Origin of the sequence: Burkholderia sp. 567 (assembly GCF_040545115.1) — a bacterium.
GTDB lineage: Bacteria > Pseudomonadota > Gammaproteobacteria > Burkholderiales > Burkholderiaceae > Burkholderia > Burkholderia ambifaria.
Genome location: NZ_JBEPLG010000007.1, coordinates 63,729 through 83,458 on the forward strand (window position 1 = coordinate 63,729; position 19,730 = coordinate 83,458).

The 19,730-nt window shown below is 68.1% G+C and carries 17 protein-coding genes; 10 read left to right on the plus strand and 7 right to left on the minus strand.

Annotation, left to right across the window (positions count from 1 at the left end):
* The first annotated feature begins 56 nt into the window (after positions 1 to 56).
* The 4 genes from ABIC50_RS20640 (at position 57) to ABIC50_RS20655 (ending at position 3,315) form a co-directional block, all read left to right on the plus strand.
* Positions 57 to 1,541 carry a DegQ family serine endoprotease gene (locus tag ABIC50_RS20640; RefSeq protein WP_011657805.1) on the plus strand — a complete coding sequence of 495 codons (1,485 nt, stop codon included), beginning with the start codon at positions 57 to 59 and terminating at the stop codon, positions 1,539 to 1,541.
* 94 nt (positions 1,542 to 1,635) lie between these two features.
* Positions 1,636 to 2,082 (plus strand): carboxypeptidase-like regulatory domain-containing protein, encoded by a 447-nt coding sequence (locus tag ABIC50_RS20645; protein ID WP_175660347.1) that lies wholly within the window; start codon positions 1,636 to 1,638, stop codon positions 2,080 to 2,082.
* Positions 2,083 to 2,218: 136 nt separating this feature from the next.
* Positions 2,219 to 2,578, plus strand: a complete 360-nt coding sequence (locus ABIC50_RS20650) for a DUF427 domain-containing protein (RefSeq protein WP_354166578.1) — start codon at positions 2,219 to 2,221, stop codon at positions 2,576 to 2,578.
* 29 nt (positions 2,579 to 2,607) lie between these two features.
* A complete protein-coding gene (locus ABIC50_RS20655) occupies positions 2,608 to 3,315 on the plus strand; it encodes an SRPBCC family protein (RefSeq protein WP_175736577.1) in 708 nt (235 codons plus the stop codon).
* 56 nt (positions 3,316 to 3,371) lie between these two features.
* On the opposite strand, the gene ABIC50_RS20660 is transcribed toward ABIC50_RS20655, so the two are convergent.
* On the minus strand, positions 3,372 to 4,373 hold the full coding sequence (locus ABIC50_RS20660) for a helix-turn-helix domain-containing protein (RefSeq protein WP_175714714.1): 1,002 nt from the start codon (positions 4,371 to 4,373) through the stop codon (positions 3,372 to 3,374).
* Positions 4,374 to 4,525: 152 nt separating this feature from the next.
* Here ABIC50_RS20660 and ABIC50_RS20665 point away from each other — a divergent pair, with 152 nt between their 5' ends.
* The gene (locus tag ABIC50_RS20665) at positions 4,526 to 5,179 is read left to right on the plus strand and encodes a cysteine hydrolase family protein (protein ID WP_354166580.1); all 654 of its coding nucleotides are present in this window, start codon (positions 4,526 to 4,528) and stop codon (positions 5,177 to 5,179) included.
* 124 nt (positions 5,180 to 5,303) lie between these two features.
* Here ABIC50_RS20665 and ABIC50_RS20670 read toward each other — a convergent pair whose 3' ends face one another.
* The gene (locus ABIC50_RS20670; protein ID WP_175656364.1) at positions 5,304 to 5,945 is read right to left on the minus strand and encodes a TetR family transcriptional regulator; all 642 of its coding nucleotides are present in this window, start codon (positions 5,943 to 5,945) and stop codon (positions 5,304 to 5,306) included.
* Positions 5,946 to 6,342: 397 nt separating this feature from the next.
* On the opposite strand from ABIC50_RS20670, the gene ABIC50_RS20675 reads away from it, so the two are divergent.
* Genes ABIC50_RS20675 through ABIC50_RS20685 form a run of 3 tightly spaced genes read left to right on the plus strand, consistent with a single transcriptional unit; the run spans position 6,343 to position 12,401 of the window.
* Positions 6,343 to 7,662: an efflux RND transporter periplasmic adaptor subunit gene (locus tag ABIC50_RS20675; protein WP_175728256.1), complete on the plus strand. Its 1,320-nt coding sequence runs from the start codon at positions 6,343 to 6,345 to the stop codon at positions 7,660 to 7,662.
* A gap of 15 nt (positions 7,663 to 7,677) precedes the next feature.
* Positions 7,678 to 10,878 carry an efflux RND transporter permease BpeB gene (gene bpeB, locus ABIC50_RS20680; RefSeq protein ID WP_175728257.1) on the plus strand — a complete coding sequence of 1,067 codons (3,201 nt, stop codon included), beginning with the start codon at positions 7,678 to 7,680 and terminating at the stop codon, positions 10,876 to 10,878.
* Complete coding sequence (locus tag ABIC50_RS20685; RefSeq protein ID WP_354166582.1) at positions 10,878 to 12,401, plus strand: efflux transporter outer membrane subunit; 1,524 nt, start codon at positions 10,878 to 10,880, stop codon at positions 12,399 to 12,401. The genes bpeB and ABIC50_RS20685 overlap by 1 nt, the downstream gene beginning before the upstream one ends.
* Positions 12,402 to 12,630: 229 nt before the next feature.
* Here ABIC50_RS20685 and ABIC50_RS20690 read toward each other — a convergent pair whose 3' ends face one another.
* The gene (locus ABIC50_RS20690; RefSeq protein WP_175660341.1) at positions 12,631 to 14,007 is read right to left on the minus strand and encodes a nucleobase:cation symporter-2 family protein; all 1,377 of its coding nucleotides are present in this window, start codon (positions 14,005 to 14,007) and stop codon (positions 12,631 to 12,633) included.
* Positions 14,008 to 14,456: 449 nt separating this feature from the next.
* Here ABIC50_RS20690 and ABIC50_RS20695 point away from each other — a divergent pair, with 449 nt between their 5' ends.
* Complete coding sequence (locus ABIC50_RS20695; protein WP_354166585.1) at positions 14,457 to 15,938, plus strand: xylulokinase; 1,482 nt, start codon at positions 14,457 to 14,459, stop codon at positions 15,936 to 15,938.
* A 90-nt stretch (positions 15,939 to 16,028) separates the two neighbouring features.
* On the opposite strand, the gene ABIC50_RS20700 is transcribed toward ABIC50_RS20695, so the two are convergent.
* Entirely contained in the window at positions 16,029 to 16,181 is a 153-nt protein-coding gene (locus ABIC50_RS20700; RefSeq protein WP_175728259.1) for a hypothetical protein, read from the minus strand.
* On the opposite strand from ABIC50_RS20700, the gene fghA reads away from it, so the two are divergent.
* On the plus strand, positions 16,180 to 17,028 hold the full coding sequence (gene fghA, locus ABIC50_RS20705; RefSeq protein ID WP_011657794.1) for an S-formylglutathione hydrolase: 849 nt from the start codon (positions 16,180 to 16,182) through the stop codon (positions 17,026 to 17,028). The two genes, ABIC50_RS20700 and fghA, sit on opposite strands and share 2 nt — an antisense overlap.
* A 100-nt stretch (positions 17,029 to 17,128) precedes the next feature.
* On the opposite strand, the gene ABIC50_RS20710 is transcribed toward fghA, so the two are convergent.
* From ABIC50_RS20710 to ABIC50_RS20720, 3 genes are read right to left on the minus strand one after another with little or no spacing between them, the layout of a single operon-like run.
* Entirely contained in the window at positions 17,129 to 17,911 is a 783-nt protein-coding gene (locus ABIC50_RS20710) for a metal ABC transporter permease (protein ID WP_354166587.1), read from the minus strand.
* The gene (locus tag ABIC50_RS20715; RefSeq protein ID WP_354166589.1) at positions 17,904 to 18,794 is read right to left on the minus strand and encodes an ABC transporter ATP-binding protein; all 891 of its coding nucleotides are present in this window, start codon (positions 18,792 to 18,794) and stop codon (positions 17,904 to 17,906) included. Before ABIC50_RS20715 ends, ABIC50_RS20710 begins: the two co-directional genes overlap by 8 nt.
* Positions 18,795 to 18,807: 13 nt before the next feature.
* Positions 18,808 to 19,722 carry a metal ABC transporter solute-binding protein, Zn/Mn family gene (locus ABIC50_RS20720; RefSeq protein ID WP_354166591.1) on the minus strand — a complete coding sequence of 305 codons (915 nt, stop codon included), beginning with the start codon at positions 19,720 to 19,722 and terminating at the stop codon, positions 18,808 to 18,810.
* Positions 19,723 to 19,730: the final 8 nt, after the last annotated feature.

Here is a 19,730-nt window from a genome sequence, read left to right on the forward strand (position 1 = left end):
AGCCTCCTTTAAGTCAGGGTCGTTACGCTGCGTCCTAACAAAGAGGAGGTCCTACGATGAACACTCGATTCCTTGCGCGCGGCGCCGTCGCGGTCGCCGTGGCGGCTGCCCTGTCCGCCGGCTATGTCGCGGGCACCCGCCACGCCGATCCGCAGATCATCACGCCTGCGCAGGCCGCTGCGCTGATGCCGGCCGAGGCCGCGGCGAAGACAGGCATTCCCGATTTCTCCGGGCTCGTCGAAACCTACGGCCCGGCGGTCGTCAACATCAGCGCGAAGCACGTCGTGAAGCAGGTGTCGCGACGCGTGCAGCAGCCGCAACTGCCGATGGATCCGAGCGATCCGTTCTACCAGTTCTTCAAGCACTTCTACGGCCAGGTGCCGGGCATGGGCGGCGACGCGCAGCCGGACGACCAGCCGAGCGCGAGCCTCGGTTCGGGCTTCATCGTCAGCGCCGACGGGTACATCCTCACGAACGCGCACGTGATCGACGGCGCGAACGTCGTCACGGTCAAGCTGACCGACAAGCGCGAGTACAAGGCGAAGGTCGTCGGCTCCGACAAGCAGTCCGACGTCGCGGTGCTGAAGATCGACGCGAGCGGCCTGCCGACCGTGAAGATCGGCGACCCGGGCCAGAGCAAGGTCGGCCAGTGGGTCGTCGCGATCGGCTCGCCGTACGGCTTCGACAACACGGTCACGTCCGGCATCATCAGCGCGAAATCGCGCGCGCTGCCCGACGAGAACTACACGCCGTTCATCCAGACCGACGTGCCGGTGAACCCCGGCAACTCGGGCGGCCCGCTGTTCAACCTGCAGGGCGAGGTGATCGGCATCAACTCGATGATCTACTCGCAGACGGGCGGCTTCCAGGGCCTGTCGTTCGCGATCCCGATCAACGAGGCGATCAAGGTCAAGGACGAGCTCGTGAAGACGGGCCACGTGAGCCGCGGCCGCCTCGGCGTCGCCGTGCAGGGGCTGAACCAGACGCTCGCGAGCTCGTTCGGACTGCAGAAGCCGGACGGCGCGCTCGTCAGCTCGGTCGACCCGAACGGCCCGGCCGCGAAGGCCGGCCTGCAGCCGGGCGACGTGATCCTGGGGGTGAACGGTTCGCCGGTGGCCGACTCCACGTCGCTGCCCGCGCAGATCGCGAACCTGAAGCCGGGCTCGAAGGCCGACCTGCAGGTGTGGCGCGACAAGTCGAAGAAGACGATCAGCGTGACGCTCGGCGCGATGACCGACGCGAAGCTGGCGTCGAACGACGGCGGCCCGGTCGAGCAAGGGCGCCTCGGCGTCGCGGTGCGGCCGCTCACGCCGCAGGAGCGCAGCGCCACCAACCTGTCGCACGGGCTGATCGTGCAGCAGGCAGGCGGGCCGGCCGCGACCGCGGGCATCCAGCCCGGCGACGTGATTCTCGCGGTCAACGGCCGCCCGGTCACGAGCGCCGAGCAATTGCGCGAGGCGGTCAAGGGAGCGGGCAACAGTCTTGCTCTCCTGATTCAGCGCGATAATGCACAGATCTTCGTGCCGGTCGACCTGAGCTGACCGGCGGCCGTTGCGGGCCGGCTTCGCCGGCCCTCGCGGGCGCTGCCGGCGTTCGGCCCCGTGGTGCTGTGTTCCGACCCGAAAGGAGAGAGCCATGCAATATCTACGCAACGTGTCCCGAATTGCCGCCGCCGCGGCACTGGCCGCCGGCCTCGTCGGCGCCGCGCCCGGCGCCTACGCGCAATCGGAGGCCTCGGACGGCTTGCCCGCAGCGAGCCAGCAGGGCGATGTCAGCTACGTATCGGGCGGCATCGGCAAGGATCAATCGACGGCATTCGAGCGAAGCGAAGCGGCGTGGCCGCTGGCGCTGCGCTTCACCGGCCAGGGCGGCGAATTCCTGGCCGACGTCCATGTGCGGATCGTCGATGCCAAGGGCACCGAAGTGCTGAAGACGGACGCACGCGGGCCGTACATGCTCGTGAAAGTGCCGCCGGGCCGCTACACCGTTCACGCGTCGTACCAGGGCAGCGACGAATCGCGCGCGGTCACGGTCGGGGCGAAGGGCGGCGCGAAGGCCGCGTTCCGGTGGAATACGCAATAGCGGATTGCGCGGGCCCGGTCCGGTCGCGCAATCGGGTGCAGTTTCGCCCATAATGAGAGCCACGGCCCCTGTGCCGTGGCTTTTTCGTTTCCTGCACCCGGCTTGCCCGCCGGGGCCGCCGCCCGGAGAAGAAACGATGTCCGATGCCGCCGACCCTCGCCTAGAAATCGTGCCGAACCGCCATCGCGTGCGCGTGATCCATCGCGGGATCACGTACGCCGACTCGCAGGGCGCACTGACCGTGCGCGAAACGGGCCTGCCGGACATCCATTACCTGCCGCGCGGCGACGTCAACATGCACCGGCTCGTGAAGTCGAACGTCACGACGGCGTGTCCGCTGCGGGGCCAGGCCGTGTATTTCCACCTGCAGACCGAAGACGGCGTGATCGAGAACGCCGCGTGGAGTTACGAGGAACCGGGGGAGGCCGCGTCCGCGCTCGCGCACTACGTCGCCTTCGATGTCGCACGGGTCGACAATCTCATCGAGACGTCCTGAGACGGCGTGGGTTCATCGGGGGAGGCATCATGGAACTGACCGACACGTTACGCGTACCGCTCGCGCCGGCTGTCGTGCGGGAGGCGCTCGAGGATCTCGCGTTGCTGCGGGCGAGCTTCGATCATTGCGAATCGTTCGTGAAGCTCGCGCACGGCGAGTTCGCGCTGACGATCACGGTCCCGCTCGGCCCGCTGCGTGCGCGCTACGACGTGCGTGCGCATTCGGCGAGCGAACAGGGCGACGCGGAAGGGCAGCCGCGCCGCGTGCTGAACTTCAAGGCGCGGGCCGACGGCCTCGGCGCGCTGCGCGGGCAGGTCGAGCTCGTGCTGCTGCCGGACGACGACGAGGCCGCGACGCGCATCGAATACGTGGTGTGGGCGACGGCGAGCGGGCCGCTCGCCGAGCTGCCGGCGCGGCAGATCGAGAATGCGCTGCACGAGTGGACCGACGATTTCTTCCGCGAATTCTGCGCGGTCGTGCAGGCGAAGCACGGCCTCGTGCCGAACCGCGCGCGCTCGAGCCCGGCGCGTCGCCAGCATGTGTTCCTGCGGCCCGCGTCGCTGATGGCCGCGGCGAAGCGTCCGCTGCCGTCGCAGCTCGGCGGCGCGCTGAGCGGCCGCGCGGCGAGCGCCGTTCATCATCGCGAATCCGGCCCGCTGCCCGTCTGGGCGTGGGCGGCGATCATCGTGTTCGTCGCGTTGCTGCTGTATGCGGCGCGCTGGATCAACGGCGCGTGAGCGGCCGCGTCCGCTAGCAAGTTGCCCGGCCGAGCGCCGGCGGCGCGGCGCCCACGCTAGCGCCGCGCGTCGGGCCCGGCGCCGCGAAATTCCCTCCGATAGGCCGACGGCGACGTGCCGAGCGCGCCCGCGAAATGCTGGCGCAGCGACACGCTCGACCCATAGCCGGCAGCCTGCGCGATCGCGTCGATCGATTGTCCGGTGGTTTCCAGCAGATGCTGCGCACGCGTGAGCCGCTCGGCCTGCAGCCACGCGGTGACGGTCATGCCCGTCGCCTGGCGGAAGTGGCGCGTGAACGTGCGCCGGCTCATCAGCACGCGTTCGGCGAGCGAATCCACACTGTGCGCGACGTCGAGATGCGCGCGCACCCAGTCGAGCAGGCCGGCGAGCCGCGCGTCGCGCGGATGCGCGGCGACCGGCTGCGGCACGTACTGCGCCTGCCCGCCCTGGCGGTGCGGCGGGATCACGAGACGGCGCGCGATCTGGTTCGCGGCGTCCGAGCCGAAGCGCCGCCGCACCACGTGCAGGCAGCAGTCGAGCCCCGCGGCCGTGCCGGCCGACGTCATCAGGTTGCCGTCGTCGACGTACAGCACGTCGGGGTCGAGCTTCACACGCGGAAAGCGCTGCGCGAAGTCGTCGGCCCACGCCCAGTGCGTCGTGGCCGGGCGCCCGTCGAGCAGCCCGGCCGCGGCGAGCACGTACGCGCCGAGGCACAGGCCGACGACCTGCGCGCCGCGCGCGGCCGCCGCGCGTACCGCGGCGACCAGCACGTCCGGCGGCGCTTCGGCCGGATCGCGCCACGCCGGCACGATGACGATGTCCGCGTCGTCGAGTGCGTCGAGCCCGTGCGGCGCGGTGATCGTGAAGCCGCCCGTCGTCGACAGCGGGCCGCGCTCGGCCGAGCACACGCGGAACTCGAACGCGGGCGCCGCGGCCGCATCGCGCTCCTTGCCGAACACGACGGACGGCACCGACAGGTGGAACGGGCTGATGCCGTCGTACGCGATCACGGCGACGACGGTCGGGGCGGGGGCAACGGACGACGCAGCGGCGCGCATGACGGGCTCCGGAATGGCGATGGCCCGATTCTATCGAAGAATGGCTATCGGGCCACTGTCGGCAAGCGCGATGCGATCCGACAATGCATCGCATCGCGCTGCTGTCCGCCCCGTTCCGGAGCGGGGCGGCGCGGCCAAACCCGGAGCCTGCCATGTCGAACGCCGTATCGCCTTCCGCTTCCCGCCGTGCCCTGATCGTGATCGATGTCCAGAACGAATACGTGACGGGCAACCTGCCGATCGAGTATCCGCCCATCGACACATCGCTCGCGAACATCGGTCGCGCGATCGACGCCGCGCATGCGGCCGGCGTGCCCGTGATCGTCGTCCAGCACGTCGCGCCGGCAGGGGCGCCGATCTTCGCGCCCGGCACGGACGGCGTCGCGCTGCATCCGGTCGTCGCCGACCGCCCGCATGCGCACCTGATCGTGAAGGCGCAGGCCAGCGCGTTCGCCGGCACCGATCTCGCCGCGTGGCTCGACGCGCACGGCATCGACACGCTGGCGGTCGCCGGCTACATGACGCACAACTGCAACGCGGCGACGGTCTATCACGCGGCGCACGCGGGGCTCGCCGTCGAGTACCTGACGGACGCAACCGGCGCGTTGCCGTACGAGAACGAAGCGGGCGCGGCGAGCGCCGAGGAGATTCACCGCGCGTACACGGTGGTGTTCCAGTCGAATTTCGCGGCCGTGATGTCGACCGATGCATGGATCGCGGGGCTCGGCGGCGCGGCGATGCCGACGCGCGATTCGGTGGCCGCGTCGAACCGGCGGGCCCGCGCGCAACGCGCGAAGGCGGCCTGACCAGAGCGGGGGGAAAGTAGAGGAATCGCTCGGGCGGCGCGGCGCTGACTACCGCGCGCCTGGCCGGATCGCCCGGCCGCTGACGATGAAACGGTGCACGTCGCGCCGTCGGCTGGGGCGCCCGTCAGTCGCCCGTCTTCAGCATCGCCGGGCTGTAGCGCAGCATGTCGAAGCAGCCGTCGACGAGTTTTTCCGCATGCTGCTCGGCGTCGATTTCGTCGGGCAGCATCAGCATGTCGCGCACGAAACCGCTGACGAGCGTGTGCAGCATCAGCGTCGCGCGCCACGTGTCGAGCCGCTCGGGCAGCAGCTTGAGCCCAACGGCGACCGCGAGATCGGCATCGATCGCGTGCAGCGCCTCGCTCATCCCCGCGCGGTTGCGCTGCAGCAGCGGCTCCATGTCCGCGACGTATTCGCACTTCATGAACAGGATGCTGAACACGCGTCGCAACTGCGAGTCGCGCTGCACGCCGAGCAGGCACCAGATCAGAATCTTGCGAATCGTGTCGAGCGGATTGCCGCCGGGTGCGTCGTGCGGCATGCGCTTGAGCTCGTCGATCGGCAGGAACACGCGGTCGAACATCGCGTCGAACAGCTCGCTCTTGTTCGCGAAATGCCAGTAGATCGCGCCGCGCGTCACGCCGGCGTGCTGCGCGATGTCCGCGAGCGACGTGTGCGACACGCCCTTCTCGAAGAACACGTGCTCGGCGGCATCGAGAATGCGGTTGCGCGTCTCGAGCGCCTCCTCCTTGGTACGTCTGACCATGTGCAGGCCTGAATGGAACGATCGTAGGTGAATATAGGGTCTGCAACCCTCGTCGCCGTCTCCGGGAGCCGCTATGCTCTCGATTGGAAATAATTCGTAAGATTAGGCGGGTCGCGACGGGCGATCGGGCTTTTTACATACATTCGTGAATGTATATACAATACCACCCTACGATCGAATGACCCAAGTGGCAATCAGTTAATATCCCACTCTGCTGATTCCCGCCAAAGCACCATCCGCAGTTCGCGGCATCTCGTCGGCATGGAGGTCTCGTGCCGACTTGCTGTATCCAGCAGTCCCGTAATTCAGGTGTTCGATCTGCGCCGCGAGGCGCATCCGTGTTGCGCTCCCGCGGGGCGCTGCACTCATTCCATTGGTTACAAACAGAGGTCGCTCCATGCGCGTCGAACGGGTTCCATACCGCTTGATCACTGTCGCGGCAGCCGCGGTTTTCCTGGCTGCCTGCGGAAAAAAAGAATCGGCACCGCCGCCGCAAACGCCGGAAGTCGGTGTCGTCACCGTCCAGCCGCAAGCCGTGCCGGTCTTCACCGAACTGCCGGGCCGCACCAGCGCCTTCCTCGTCGCGCAAGTGCGCGCACGGGTCGACGGCATCGTGCTGCGCCGTGAATTCACCGAAGGCGGCGACGTCAAGGCCGGCCAGCGCCTCTACAAGATCGACCCGGCACCGTACATCGCTCAACTGAACAGCGCGAAGGCGACGCTCGCGAAGGCGCAGGCGAACCTCGTCACGCAGAACGCGCTCGTCGCGCGCTACAAGGTGCTGGTGGCCGCGAACGCGGTCAGCAAGCAGGAATACGACAACGCGGTGGCCACGCAAGGCCAGGCCGCGGCGGACGTCGCGGCCGGCAAGGCAGCGGTCGATACCGCGCAGATCAACCTCGGCTATACGGACGTCGTGTCGCCGATCACCGGCCGCGTCGGCATTTCGCAAGTCACGCCGGGCGCTTACGTGCAGGCGAGCCAGGCGACGCTGATGTCGACGGTGCAGCAGCTCGATCCGGTCTATGTCGACCTGACGCAGTCGAGCCTCGAGGGGCTGAAGCTGCGCCAGGACGTGCAGAGCGGCCGCCTGAAGACGAGCGGCCCGGGCGCGGCGAAGGTGTCGCTGATCCTGGAAGACGGCAAGACCTATTCCGATGCCGGCAAGCTGCAGTTCTCCGACGTGACGGTCGACCAGACGACGGGCTCGGTGACGATCCGCGCGGTGTTCCCGAACCCGGGCCGCGTGCTGCTGCCGGGGATGTTCGTGCGCGCACGGATCGAGGAAGGCGTGAACGAGAACGCGTTCCTGGTGCCGCAGATCGGCGTCACGCATGACGCGAAGGGCCAGCCGGTCGCATTGGTGGTGAACGCGGGCAACAAGGTCGAGCCGCGTCCGCTGAAGACGACCGGCATGCAAGGTCAGAACTGGATCGTCGAAGGCGGCCTGCAAGCGGGCGACCGCGTGATCGTGCAGGGCGTCGAGAAGGTTCGTCCGGGCGCGACGGTGAAGTCGGTCGCCGCGCAGTTGCCGGCCGCCGACGCCGCATCGGGTGCAGCCGCATCCGCCGCGCCGGCCGCTGCCGCTGCTGCCTCGGGCGCCGCTGCGTCGGGTGCTGGTGCGTCGGGCGCTGCCGCTTCGGGTACCGCCGCGTCGGGTGCCGCCGCCTCGGGCGCAGCGCCGGCGAGCGCCGCCGCCGCTTCGAGCGCGAAATAACAGGGAGCCTGTTTCATGGCAAAGTTTTTTATCGATCGCCCGATCTTCGCGTGGGTGATCGCCATCATCCTGATGCTGGCCGGGGTCGCGGCGATCTTCACGCTGCCGATCTCGCAGTATCCGACGATCGCGCCGCCATCGATCCAGATCACCGCGAACTACCCGGGCGCTTCCGCGAAGACCGTGGAAGACACGGTGACGCAGGTGATCGAGCAGCAGATGAGCGGTCTCGACAACTTCCTGTACATGTCGTCGACGAGTGACGACTCGGGCAACGCGACGATCACGCTGACCTTCGCGCCGGGCACCAACGCCGACATCGCGCAGGTCCAGGTGCAGAACAAGCTGTCGCTCGCGACGCCGGTTCTGCCGCAGGTCGTGCAGCAGCTCGGTCTGTCGGTGACGAAGTCGAGCAGCAGCTTCCTGCTGGTGCTCGCCTTCAACTCCGAAGACGGCAGCATGAACAAGTACGACCTCGCGAACTTCGTGGCGTCGCACGTGAAGGATCCGATCAGCCGGTTGAACGGCGTCGGTACCGTCACGCTGTTCGGCTCGCAGTATGCGATGCGGATCTGGCTCGACCCGACCCGCCTGACGAACTACGGCCTCACGCCGGTCGACGTGTCGAGCGCGATCGCCGCGCAGAACGTGCAGATCGCGGGCGGCCAGATCGGCGGCACGCCGGCCAAGCCGGGCACCGTGCTGCAGGCGACGATCACCGAATCGACGCTGCTGCAGACGCCCGAGCAGTTCGGCAACATCCTGCTGAAGGTCAACCAGGACGGCTCGCAGGTTCGCCTGAAGGACGTCTCGAAGATCGAGCTCGGCGGCGAAAACTACAACTTCGACACGAAGTACAACGGTCAGCCGACCGCGGCACTCGGTATCCAGCTCGCGACCAACGCGAACGCGCTCGCAACCGCGAAGGCCGTGCGCGCGAAGATCGACGAGCTCGCACCGTTCTTCCCGCACGGCCTCGTCGTGAAGTATCCGTACGACACGACGCCGTTCGTGAAGCTGTCGATCGAGGAAGTGGTCAAGACGCTGCTCGAAGGCATCGTGCTCGTGTTCCTCGTGATGTATCTGTTCCTGCAGAACCTGCGGGCGACGATCATCCCGACGATCGCGGTGCCGGTGGTGCTGCTCGGCACGTTCGCGATCATGTCGATGGTGGGCTTCTCGATCAACACGCTGTCGATGTTCGGCCTCGTGCTGGCAATCGGCCTGCTGGTGGACGATGCGATCGTGGTGGTGGAGAACGTCGAGCGCGTGATGGCGGAAGAGGGGCTGTCGCCGAAGGAGGCGACCCGCAAGGCGATGGGCCAGATCACCGGCGCACTCGTCGGCGTGGCGCTCGTGCTGTCCGCGGTGTTCGTGCCGGTCGCGTTCTCCGGCGGTTCGGTCGGCGCGATCTATCGTCAGTTCTCGCTGACGATCGTGTCGGCGATGGTGCTGTCGGTGCTGGTCGCGTTGATTCTGACGCCCGCACTGTGCGCGACGATCCTCAAGCCGATCCCGCAGGGCCATCACGAAGAGAAGAAGGGCTTCTTCGGCTGGTTCAACCGCACGTTCAACAACAGCCGCGAGAAGTACCACGTCGGCGTGCACCACGTGATCAAGCGCTCGGGTCGCTGGCTCATCATCTATCTGGTCGTGATCGTCGCGGTCGGGCTGCTGTTCGTGCGCCTGCCGAAGTCGTTCCTGCCCGATGAAGACCAGGGCCTGATGTTCGTGATCGTGCAGACGCCGTCGGGTTCGACGCAGGAAACGACCGCGCGCACGCTCGCGAACATTTCCGACTACCTGCTGAAGGACGAGAAGGAAATCGTCGAATCGGCGTTCACGGTCAACGGCTTCAGCTTCGCCGGCCGCGGCCAGAACTCCGGTCTGGTGTTCGTGCGACTGAAGGACTACTCGCAGCGTCAGCACGCGAATCAGAAGGTCCAGGCGCTGATCGGCCGGATGTTCGGCCGCTACGCGGGCTACAAGGACGCGATGGTGATCCCGTTCAACCCGCCGTCGATTCCGGAACTCGGCACGGCCGCCGGCTTCGACTTCGAGCTGACGGACAACGCCGGTCTCGGCCACAACGCGCTGATGGCCGCGCGTAACCAGCTGCTCGGGATGGCCGCGAAGGATCCGACGCTGCAGGGCGTGCGTCCGAACGGGCTGAACGATACGCCGCAGTACAAGGTCGACATCGATCGCGAGAAGGCGAACGCGCTCGGCGTCACGGCGGACGCGATCGACCAGACGTTCTCGATCGCGTGGGCGTCGAAGTACGTGAACAACTTCCTCGACACCGACGGGCGGATCAAGAAGGTGTACGTGCAGTCCGACGCGCCGTTCCGGATGACGCCGGAAGACCTGAACGTCTGGTACGTGCGCAACGGGTCGGGCGGGATGGTGCCGTTCGGTGCATTCGCGACCGGTCACTGGACGTACGGTTCGCCGAAGCTCGAGCGCTACAACGGCGTGTCGGCGATGGAAATCCAGGGTCAGGCCGCACCGGGCAAGTCGACCGGTCAGGCGATGACCGCGATGGAAGGGCTCGCGAAGAAGCTGCCGGTCGGTATCGGCTATTCGTGGACCGGCCTGTCGTTCCAGGAAATCCAGTCCGGCTCGCAGGCGCCGGTGCTGTACGCGATCTCGATCCTGGTCGTGTTCCTGTGTCTCGCGGCGCTGTATGAAAGCTGGTCGATCCCGTTCTCGGTGATCATGGTGGTGCCGCTCGGCGTCGTGGGCGCACTGCTTGCGGCGACGATGCGCGGCCTCGAGAACGACGTGTTCTTCCAGGTCGGCCTGTTGACCACGGTGGGCTTGTCCGCGAAGAACGCGATTCTGATCGTCGAGTTCGCGCGCGAACTGCAGATGACGGAGAAGATGGGGCCGATCGAGGCCGCGCTGGAAGCGGCGCGCCTGCGGCTGCGTCCGATCCTGATGACGTCGCTCGCGTTCATTCTCGGTGTGATGCCGCTCGCGATCAGTAACGGCGCGGGTTCGGCGAGCCAGCACGCGATCGGTACCGGCGTGATCGGCGGGATGATCACGGCGACGTTCCTCGCGATCTTCATGATCCCGATGTTCTTCGTGAAGATTCGCGCGATCTTCAGCGGCGAGAAGGAAGACGTCGACGAGGCGCTGCGCCTGGCTCAGGAGCATTCGCACCACGAAGAGAAGCCGGGCAACGGCGACGAAGGCAACAAGGGACAGTGATGATGCAAAAACACGCTTTGACTGCAATCGCGGTCGCGCTCCTTGCCACGGGCTGCACGATGGCGCCGCATTACAAGCGGCCCGACGCCCCCGTCGCGCAGGCGTACCCGGCCGACGGCGTCTATGCGACGCAGCCGGGTGCTGCCGGCGCGCGCAGCGCGAACGGCCAGGCGGCGACCGCCATCGGCTGGCGCGAATTCTTCGTCGATCCGCGCCTGCAGCGGCTGATCGAGATCGCGCTGAAGAACAACCGCGACCTGCGCGTCGCGGTGCTGAACATCGAGGCGGCGCGCGCGCAGTACCAGATCACGCGCGCCGGCCTGTTCCCGACGCTCGACGGCACGGGCACCGGCACTATCCAGCGCGTGCCGCAGGGCCTTTCGCAGACCGGTGCGCCGTACATCTCGCGCGCCTACAACGTCGGCCTGTCCGCGTCGTGGGAGCTCGACCTGTTCGGCCGCGTGCAGAGCCTGAAGGACCAGGCGCTCGCGCAGTACCTGTCGACGTCGTATGCACGGCAGGCCACCGAGATCTCGCTGGTGTCGCAGGTCGCGGATCAGTACCTGACGCTGCTGTCGACCGACGACCTGCTGAAGGTCACGGAAAACACGCTGAAGACCGCGCAGGCGTCGTACGACCTGACCAAGCTGCAGTTCGACAACGGCACGGGCTCCGAGCTCGAGCTGCGTCAGGCGCAGACGGTGGTCGAGCAGGCGCTGTCGAACCAGCAGGCGCAGGCGCGCGCGCGTGCGCAGGCATTGAATGCGCTGGTGCTGCTGATCGGCGAGCCGCTGCCGGACGATCTGCCCGCGGGCATGCTGCTCGACGCGCAGAACCTGCTGACGGACGTGCCGGCCGGCCTGCCGTCGGACCTGCTGACGCGTCGCCCCGACGTGATGCAGGCCGAGCAGACGCTGCTGGCCGCGAACGCGAACATCGGCGCGGCACGCGCGGCGTTCTTCCCGCGCATCTCGCTGACGGGCGCGTTCGGCACCGGGAGCCCCACGCTCGGCGGGCTGTTCAAGGCCGGCACGGCGGCGTGGTCGTTCGCGCCGCAGATCACGATGCCGATCTTCGAAGGTGGACAGAACATCGCGAACCTGAACCTCGCGAACGTGCAGAAGCGCATCGAGATTGCCAACTACGAGAAGGCGATCCAGTCGGCGTTCCGCGAAGTGTCGGACGGGCTGGCGGCACGCGGCACGTACGACCAGCAGATCGCCGCGCTCCAGCGCAACGAGCACGCGCAGCAGCGTCGTTTCGATCTGTCGGACCTGCGCTACAAGAACGGGGTCGACAGCTACCTGTCGGTGCTGACCGCGCAAACCGATCTGTACACCGCGCAGCAGACGCTGATCAACGCGCGTCTGGCCCGCTGGACGAACCTGGTCGACCTGTACCGCGCACTGGGCGGTGGGTGGATCCAGCAAGCCGGCGAGACGCCGCGCGCGCCGGACCAGACGGTCGACTACGACAAGGCGGCCGCACCGGCGCCTGCGTCGGCGGCGGCGACGAACGGGTAAGCACGACGGCGGGAAGGGGCGGGCGACCGCTCCGGTTCGCTGAAGTCGCGGTCCCCGGGATGCGACAACGCCACGGACGAAAGTCCGTGGCGTTTCTTTTTGGGCGGCCGGTTTGTCGCGACTGCGCATCGCCACCCCCGCTGCGGTCCTCCGCCGCAAAGCAAAACGCCACGGCTTGCCGTGGCGTTTTTCGTTTGCCGTGTCGCGCCGTGCGTCCGGCGCGGACCGATCAGTGATGCACGTCGGCCGGGCGCCCGTCGAAGTCATGTCCCGCGCGACGGATCTCGCACTTCGCATCCTTCTCGCCCTTCACGCCGTTGAACACGATGTTCAGGATCACGGCGGAGGCCGAAGCGAGCAGGATGCCGCTATGCAGGATCGGTGCGAGCGCGGGCGGCAGCTTCGAGAAGAAGTGCGGCGACACGACCGGCACGAGGCCCATGCCGACGCTCACCGCGACGATGAACAGGTTGTGCGTGTTGTTCACGAAGTCGACTTTCGACAGCACCTTGATGCCGTTGGCCGCCACCATCCCGAACATCACGATGCCCGCGCCGCCGAGCACGAACGGCGGCACCGACGCGACGACCTGCGCCATCTTCGGGAACAGGCCGAGCAGCACCAGGATCACGCCGCCCGTCGCGCAGACGTACCGGCTCTTCACGCCCGTCACGCCGATCAGGCCGACGTTCTGCGAGAACGACGTGTGCGGGAACGAGTTGAAGATGCCGCCGATCAGCGTGCCGAGGCCATCGACGCGCAGGCCGCGCACGAGGCGGTCCTGGTTGACCGGGCGATCGACCATGTCGCCGACCGCGAGGAACATGCCGGTCGATTCGATGAAGGTGACGAACATCACCGTGACCATCGTCGCGATCGACAGCGGGTCGAAATGCGGCATGCCGAAGTGGAACGGCATCACGAAGCCGACCCAAGGTGCGAGCGCCACGCCGTCGGTATTCACGCGGCCGACCGCAAACGCGATCACGAAGCCGGCGACGATGCCGAGCAGCACCGAGATGTTCGCGAGGAAGCCGCGGCCGAACTTGTTGATCAGCAGGATCAGCGTGAGCACGAGCAGCGACAGGCCGAGGTAGACGGGGCTGCCGTATTCAGGGTTGCCGACGCCGCCGGCGGCCCAGTTGATCCCGACTTCCATCAGCGACAGCCCGATCACCGCGATCACGGTGCCGACCACGACCGGCGGGAAGAACCGCAGCAGCTTGCCGATCGTCGGCGCGAGCACGATGCCGATGATGCCGGCCGCGATGGTCGAGCCGAAGATGTCGAGAATGCCGAGGCCGGGGTTGGTGCCGATCGCGATCATCGGGCCGACCGCGGCGAATGTGCAGCCCATGATGACGGGCAGGCGGATCCCGAAGATCCACAGGCCGAGCGTCTGGATCAGCGTGGCGATGCCGCACGAAAACAGATCGGCGCTGATCAGGAACGCGATCTGGTCTTTCGGCAGCTTCAGCGCGCCGCCGACGATAAGCGGCACGGCGACGGCGCCGGCGTACATGACGAGGACGTGCTGCAGACCAAGCGTTACAAGCTTGCCGGTCGGCAGCACCTCATCGCACGGATGGACCGTGTTCGATTGCATCTGTCTCACTCCATGATCTTGTTTTCGGGGTGGTACGAAGTTATGCGGAATGCACCATCGCAACAAGAGCACTGGGTTCTATTCCGCTCTTTGCAGGTTCGATATGCCGGTTCGGCATGCAACAGGGGGAAGATCATCGGGAAACACCGCTGGAGTGAGGTTCCCCGGTTTTATAGCCCTTCAAAATAGTGCGGGCCCCCATGTCAAATATCGTCGGCTTTATGGTGTGTATCGGCGCGCCGGCATAGTGGCAAAAACGACCCGCGAAAAATCGCGCCGGGTTAACCCGCGAGCGGCTGTTTTCACGCGCAAGATGCAGCCTCGTGAAGCCCGCTGCGCGCGGTCGCGTTTTCGCATTCCCGCAGCGGCAAAAGCGTCGCGCAAATCAGGGCCGCGCGTCGCGATCCCGCTATCATCGACATCCGTTTACTCGACTACGCCACCCAGCCATGCGCCTGCTCGGAATCGACCTCGGTACCGGCTCCGTCAAACTCGTCACGCTCGATGCCAACGGCATCGAGCGCGCGGTTGCGAGCGAACCCTATGCATTGTCTTCGCCGCAGCCCGGCTGGGCCGAAATCGCGCCCGACGTGTGGTGGCAGGCGCTCGTGCGCGCCGCGGCGCGGCTGCCGGCCGCCGAGCGCGAGCAGGTCGCCGCGATCGGCTTCTCCGGCCAGATGCATGGCGTCGTGCTGATCGACGCGGCCGGGCAGGCGGTGCGGCCCGCGTTGTTGTGGCCCGACACGCGCGCGGTGCGTGAAGCGGACGCGGCCGACTGGCCGGGCGCCGGTGTGCCCGTCGCCGGATTGCCCGTCGCCGGTTTGCCCGTCGCACCGAATCCCGTCGCGCCCGGCATGGCGGGCCCGCTGTTGCGCTGGCTGGCCGCACACGAACCGCAGGCGCTGCGGGCCGCGCGCCGGGCCGTGCAGCCGAAGGACTGGCTGCGCATCGCACTGGGCGGCGACGTCGCGGCCGATCCGAGCGATGCATGCGCGACCGCGCTCGCGACGCCGGACGGCGCTTGGGATACGGCGCTGATCGATTCGCTGGGCCTGTCGGCCGACCGCTTCGCACCGGTGCAGCCGTCGAGCGCGCGCTGCGGCGTGCTCGCCGAGACGGCCGCGGCGGCGCTCGGGCTGCCGGCCGGCGTGCCGCTGGCGACCGGGGCGGCCGATACCGCGTGCGCGGCGCTCGGCAGCGGGCTCGTCGCGGCCGGCGACGCGCTGCTGACCACCGGCAGCGGCGGTCAGATCGTCGTGCTCGCCGACCGCTTGCCGCCCGCGCGGCGCGGGCTGCATCGCTATCGCACGGCGGCCGGCGGCGGCTATTACACGATGGCCGCGATGCAGAACGTCGGCATTGCGCTCGAAGCGGTGCGCGGCTGGCTCGGCTATGACGGCTGGCCGGCGGCGTACGACGACGCGTTCGCGCAGCCGCCGTCCGAGCGGCTGTGCTTCCTGCCGTACCTGACGGGCGAGCGCTCGCCGTGGATGAATCCCGATGCGCGCGGCGGCTGGCTCGGACTCGGGCTCGGTGACACGCGCGGCGCGATGATGCGCGCCGCCTTCGAAGGCGTCGCGTTCGCGTTGCGCGCGGGGCTCGATGCGATCCGCGACGCGAACCCGGCCGATCCGGTGACGACGCTGCGCCTGGCCGGCGGCGGCTCGGTCGATCCGCGTTGGCGCCAGTTGCTCGCGGATGCGCTCGGCGCCTCGCTCGACGCGGTCGATTGCCCGAACGCCGCGACGCGGGGCGCCGCGCTGCTCGCGGGCGTCGCGATCGGGCACTGGCGCGAAGACGCGCTGCGCACGCTGGCGCCGGCTGCGTCGCCAGTCGCCGCGCCGCGCGACGATCGCGCGCTGGCCGCCCGCCATGCGCGTTTCGTCGATCTGTATGCGCGAACGGATGCGTGGTTCACGACCGGCGTTTAAACTCGGGCACTTGTCCTGTTGCGACGGCGGTGACGTATCGCGGCAAGCCGGCGACTGTTTCGCGCACGCGACGGGCGGCGGGATCGGGGATCATGCCGGGCACGGCTTCGCCGTGTCGCGCGGCACGGCTTGACCCATCACGCACGCGCTGTCGCCCGCGAAGCTCGACGACGGCTTCGACTCGATGAAGACGGGCGAATCGATTCGCCCGATCGTGCTGTATTGAACGGAAGGGAACCCCATGCTCGAACTCGTTTCTTCGCATGCTTGCCACGGTGGCGAGCAACGCTTCTATCGCCACGATTCGAAGGCCATCGGCCTGCCGATGAAGTTCTCGGTGTACCTGCCGCCGCAGGCGGCGCACGGCCGCGTGCCGGCGCTGTTCTACCTCGCGGGGCTCACGTGCACCGAGGAGACGTTCGCGATCAAGGGCGGCGCGCAGCAGTATGCGGCGCAGCACGGCCTCGCGCTGGTGATGCCCGATACGAGCCCGCGCGGGGCGGACGTGCCGGGCGAGTCCGATGCGTGGGATTTCGGCGTCGGCGCGGGCTTCTATGTCGACGCGACGCAAGCGCCGTGGTCGACGCATTACCGGATGGAGTCGTACGTGACGGGCGAACTGCGCGAACTCGTCGCGGCCGAGCTGCCGATCGACGGTGCGCGGCTCGGGATCTTCGGCCACTCGATGGGCGGGCACGGCGCGCTGACGCTCGCGCTGCGCCATCCCGACCTGTACCGCTCGGTGTCGGCGTTCGCGCCGATCGCCGCGCCGACGCGCTGCCCGTGGGGCGAGAAGGCATTCTCGGGCTACCTCGGCGCCGACCGCGACGCGTGGAAGCAGCATGACGCGAGCGAACTCGTCGCGCGTGCGGATGCGCCGAAGTTCGCGGACGGCATCCTCGTCGACCAGGGCCTCGCCGATCAGTTTCTCGCGAACCAGCTGAACCCCGACGTGTTCGAAGCCGCGTGCGCGAAGGCCGGCCAGCCGCTGACGCTGCGCCGACACGCGGGCTACGACCACGGCTACTACTTCATCTCGACGTTCATCGCCGATCACATCGCGCATCATGCGCGCGTGCTGGCGCGATGAACCGCGTACGAAAGCTGTAATCGCCGCGCGCGGCGCGCTCGCGTGAAGCATGAAAAAACGCCGGCTGCGCCGGCGTTTTTTCATTTGTGTCACTCGACGCTCAATGACGCCGCAACAGGCTCGCGCCGTAAACGAGCGCGGACAGCGCGGTAATCCAGAAGCTCGTCGGCCAGTCGGTGTGATACGCGAGTGTGATCCCGAGCCACGCTTCGAACAGCGCGAACAACGCGGCGAGCAGCACGCCGGTCGACAGCCGCGTCGACACATTCTGCGCAGCCGCGGCCGGCCCGACCAGCAGCGTGAACACCAGCAGCACGCCGACGATCTGCGTCGCCGCGGCCACCGCGAGCGCGCATACCGCGAGGAACAGCATCGACACCGTGCGCAGCGACACGCCCTTGGCTTCGGCCAGCTCGGGCTGCAGCGACGCAAACAGCAGCGGCCGCGCGATCAGTGCGAGCGCGACGAGGCTCACCGCGCCGATGCCGGCCAGCACCGCGAGCGTGTCGGGGCTGACCGCGAGCACGTTGCCGAACAGCAGCGCGGTGACCTGCGTCGCGAACGACGTGTAGAAGTGCAGGAACAGCAGCCCGAAGCCGAGCGCCCCCGACAGCACCACGCCGATCGCGACGTCGCGGCCCGCGAGCCGTTCGCCGAGCGCGCCCATCCCGATGCCGGCCGCGAGCGTGAAGCCGACCATCCCCCACATCGGCGAGATGCCGAGCAGCACCGCGCCGGTCGCGCCGGTGAAGCCGACGTGCGACAGCGCGTGGCCGGCGAAGGTTTGTCCGCGCAGCACCAGGAAGTAGCCGACGATGCCCGCGAGCACAGCGACGATCCCCGACGCGGCGAACGCGTTGATCATGAAGTCGTATTCAAACATCGTGCGAATGCCCGGGATGAGCGTGTCCGTGGTGGTGATGGCCGTGGCCGCCGCCACCGCCGTGCGAGTGGCCGTCGTCGTCCTCGTGTTCGTGATCGTGCTTCTCGACTTCGACGTCGCCCGACATCACGAAGATCTTGCCGTTCACGCGCATCACGTCGATCGGCGAACCGTAGAGTCGCGACAGCACCGGCTTGGTGATCACCTCGTCGACGGTGCCGAGCGCCGCGACGCCGTTGCCGAGATACAGCACGCGATCGAGCGCGTTCAGCAGCGGATTCAGTTCGTGCGCGGAAAACAGCACGGTGATGCCGAGCTCGCGCTGCACGTTGCGCACGAGCTCGACGACGCCGCGCTGATGGTTCGGGTCGAGGCTGATCAGCGGCTCGTCGAGCAGCAGCAGCTTCGGGCTGCCGAGCAGGCACTGCGCGAGCAGCAGCCGCTGGCGCTCGCCGCCCGACAGTTCCGACAGCGGTCGGCGCGCGAGCGCCGCGCCGCCGACGAGCTCGAGCACGCGCTCGACGTCGCGCCGCGTCGCCGCGTTCGGGTGCGGCAGCCCCCAGCGATGGCCGTCGGCGGCCATCGCGACGAAGTCGTAGCCGCGCATCCGGCGATTCGCGAGGCCGCTCCTGATCTGCGGCATGTAGCCGATCGACGCGTTGCCGCGCACGACCGGCACGCCGCCGACCGACAGCGTGCCGCCGGAGACGGGCACGAGACCGAGCACCGCGCGCATCAGCGTCGTCTTGCCCGCGCCGTTCGGCCCGAGCACGCCGACGAATTCGCCGGGTTCGATCGAGAAGCTGACGTCGCGCAGGATCGTGCGGCCGGCCAGTTCGAGCGTGACGCGATCGAGTGCGAGTGCGTGGGGAGTAGGGCTCATGTCGTTGCGTCGATCATTTCTTGCTGGCGGAAAGCGCGGCCGCAAGCGCGTCCAGCTGGCCGGCCATCCATTGCTGGAAGGTCTTGCCGGCCGGCTGCGTCTCGGTGACGCTCACGCTCGGCACGCCGCCGTCGCGCGCGACCTTCAGCAGGCGCTTGGTCATCGGCGCTTCGGCCTGGCTGTTGTAGATCAGCACGCGCACCTGCTTCTTGCGCAGGTCGTTCTCGAACGCGGCGACGTCCTGCGCGCTGGCTTCGGTGTCGTTCATCGTCGCGAGCTGGAAGCGCTGGTTGCGCATGTCGAGGCCGATCGCGTCGGACATGTAGCCGAACACGGGCTCCGTGGCCGTCACCGGCGCGCCCTTGTACTGCGCGCGCAGCGCGGCGACCTTGTCGTCGACCGGTTTCAGCGACGCGACGAACTTCTGCAGGTTCGCGTCGTAGTCGGCCTTGTTCGCCGGATCGGCACGGCCGAGCTCGGCCGCGATCGCGCGCGCGGCGGCCGGCATGGTCGCCGGGTCGTACCAGACGTGCGGATTGTCGCCGGCCTTCTTGCCGACGAGATCCGCGACGACGATCGTCGCGCGCTTCGCCTGCTTCGACGCGCCGAGCAGCTTGCTCATCCACGGATCGTAGTTCGCGCCGTTGTAGATCACGACCTGCGCATGCTGCAGCGCGCGCGCGGTCTTCGGGCTCGCTTCGAACAGGTGCGGATCCTGGTCGGGATTGCTGAGGATGCTGGTCACCGCGACATGGCGGCCGCCGATCTGCGATGCGACGTCGCCATAGAAATTCTCGGCGGCGACGACGTTGACGGTCGCGGCCTGCGCGAAGGCGGGCGCCACAAGCGACAGCGCGGCAGCCGAGGCGGCCAGCAGGCGAACCAGCGGCAGCGCGCGTCGTGGCGCGCGCTTCAGGGCAATGGACATGGAACTCC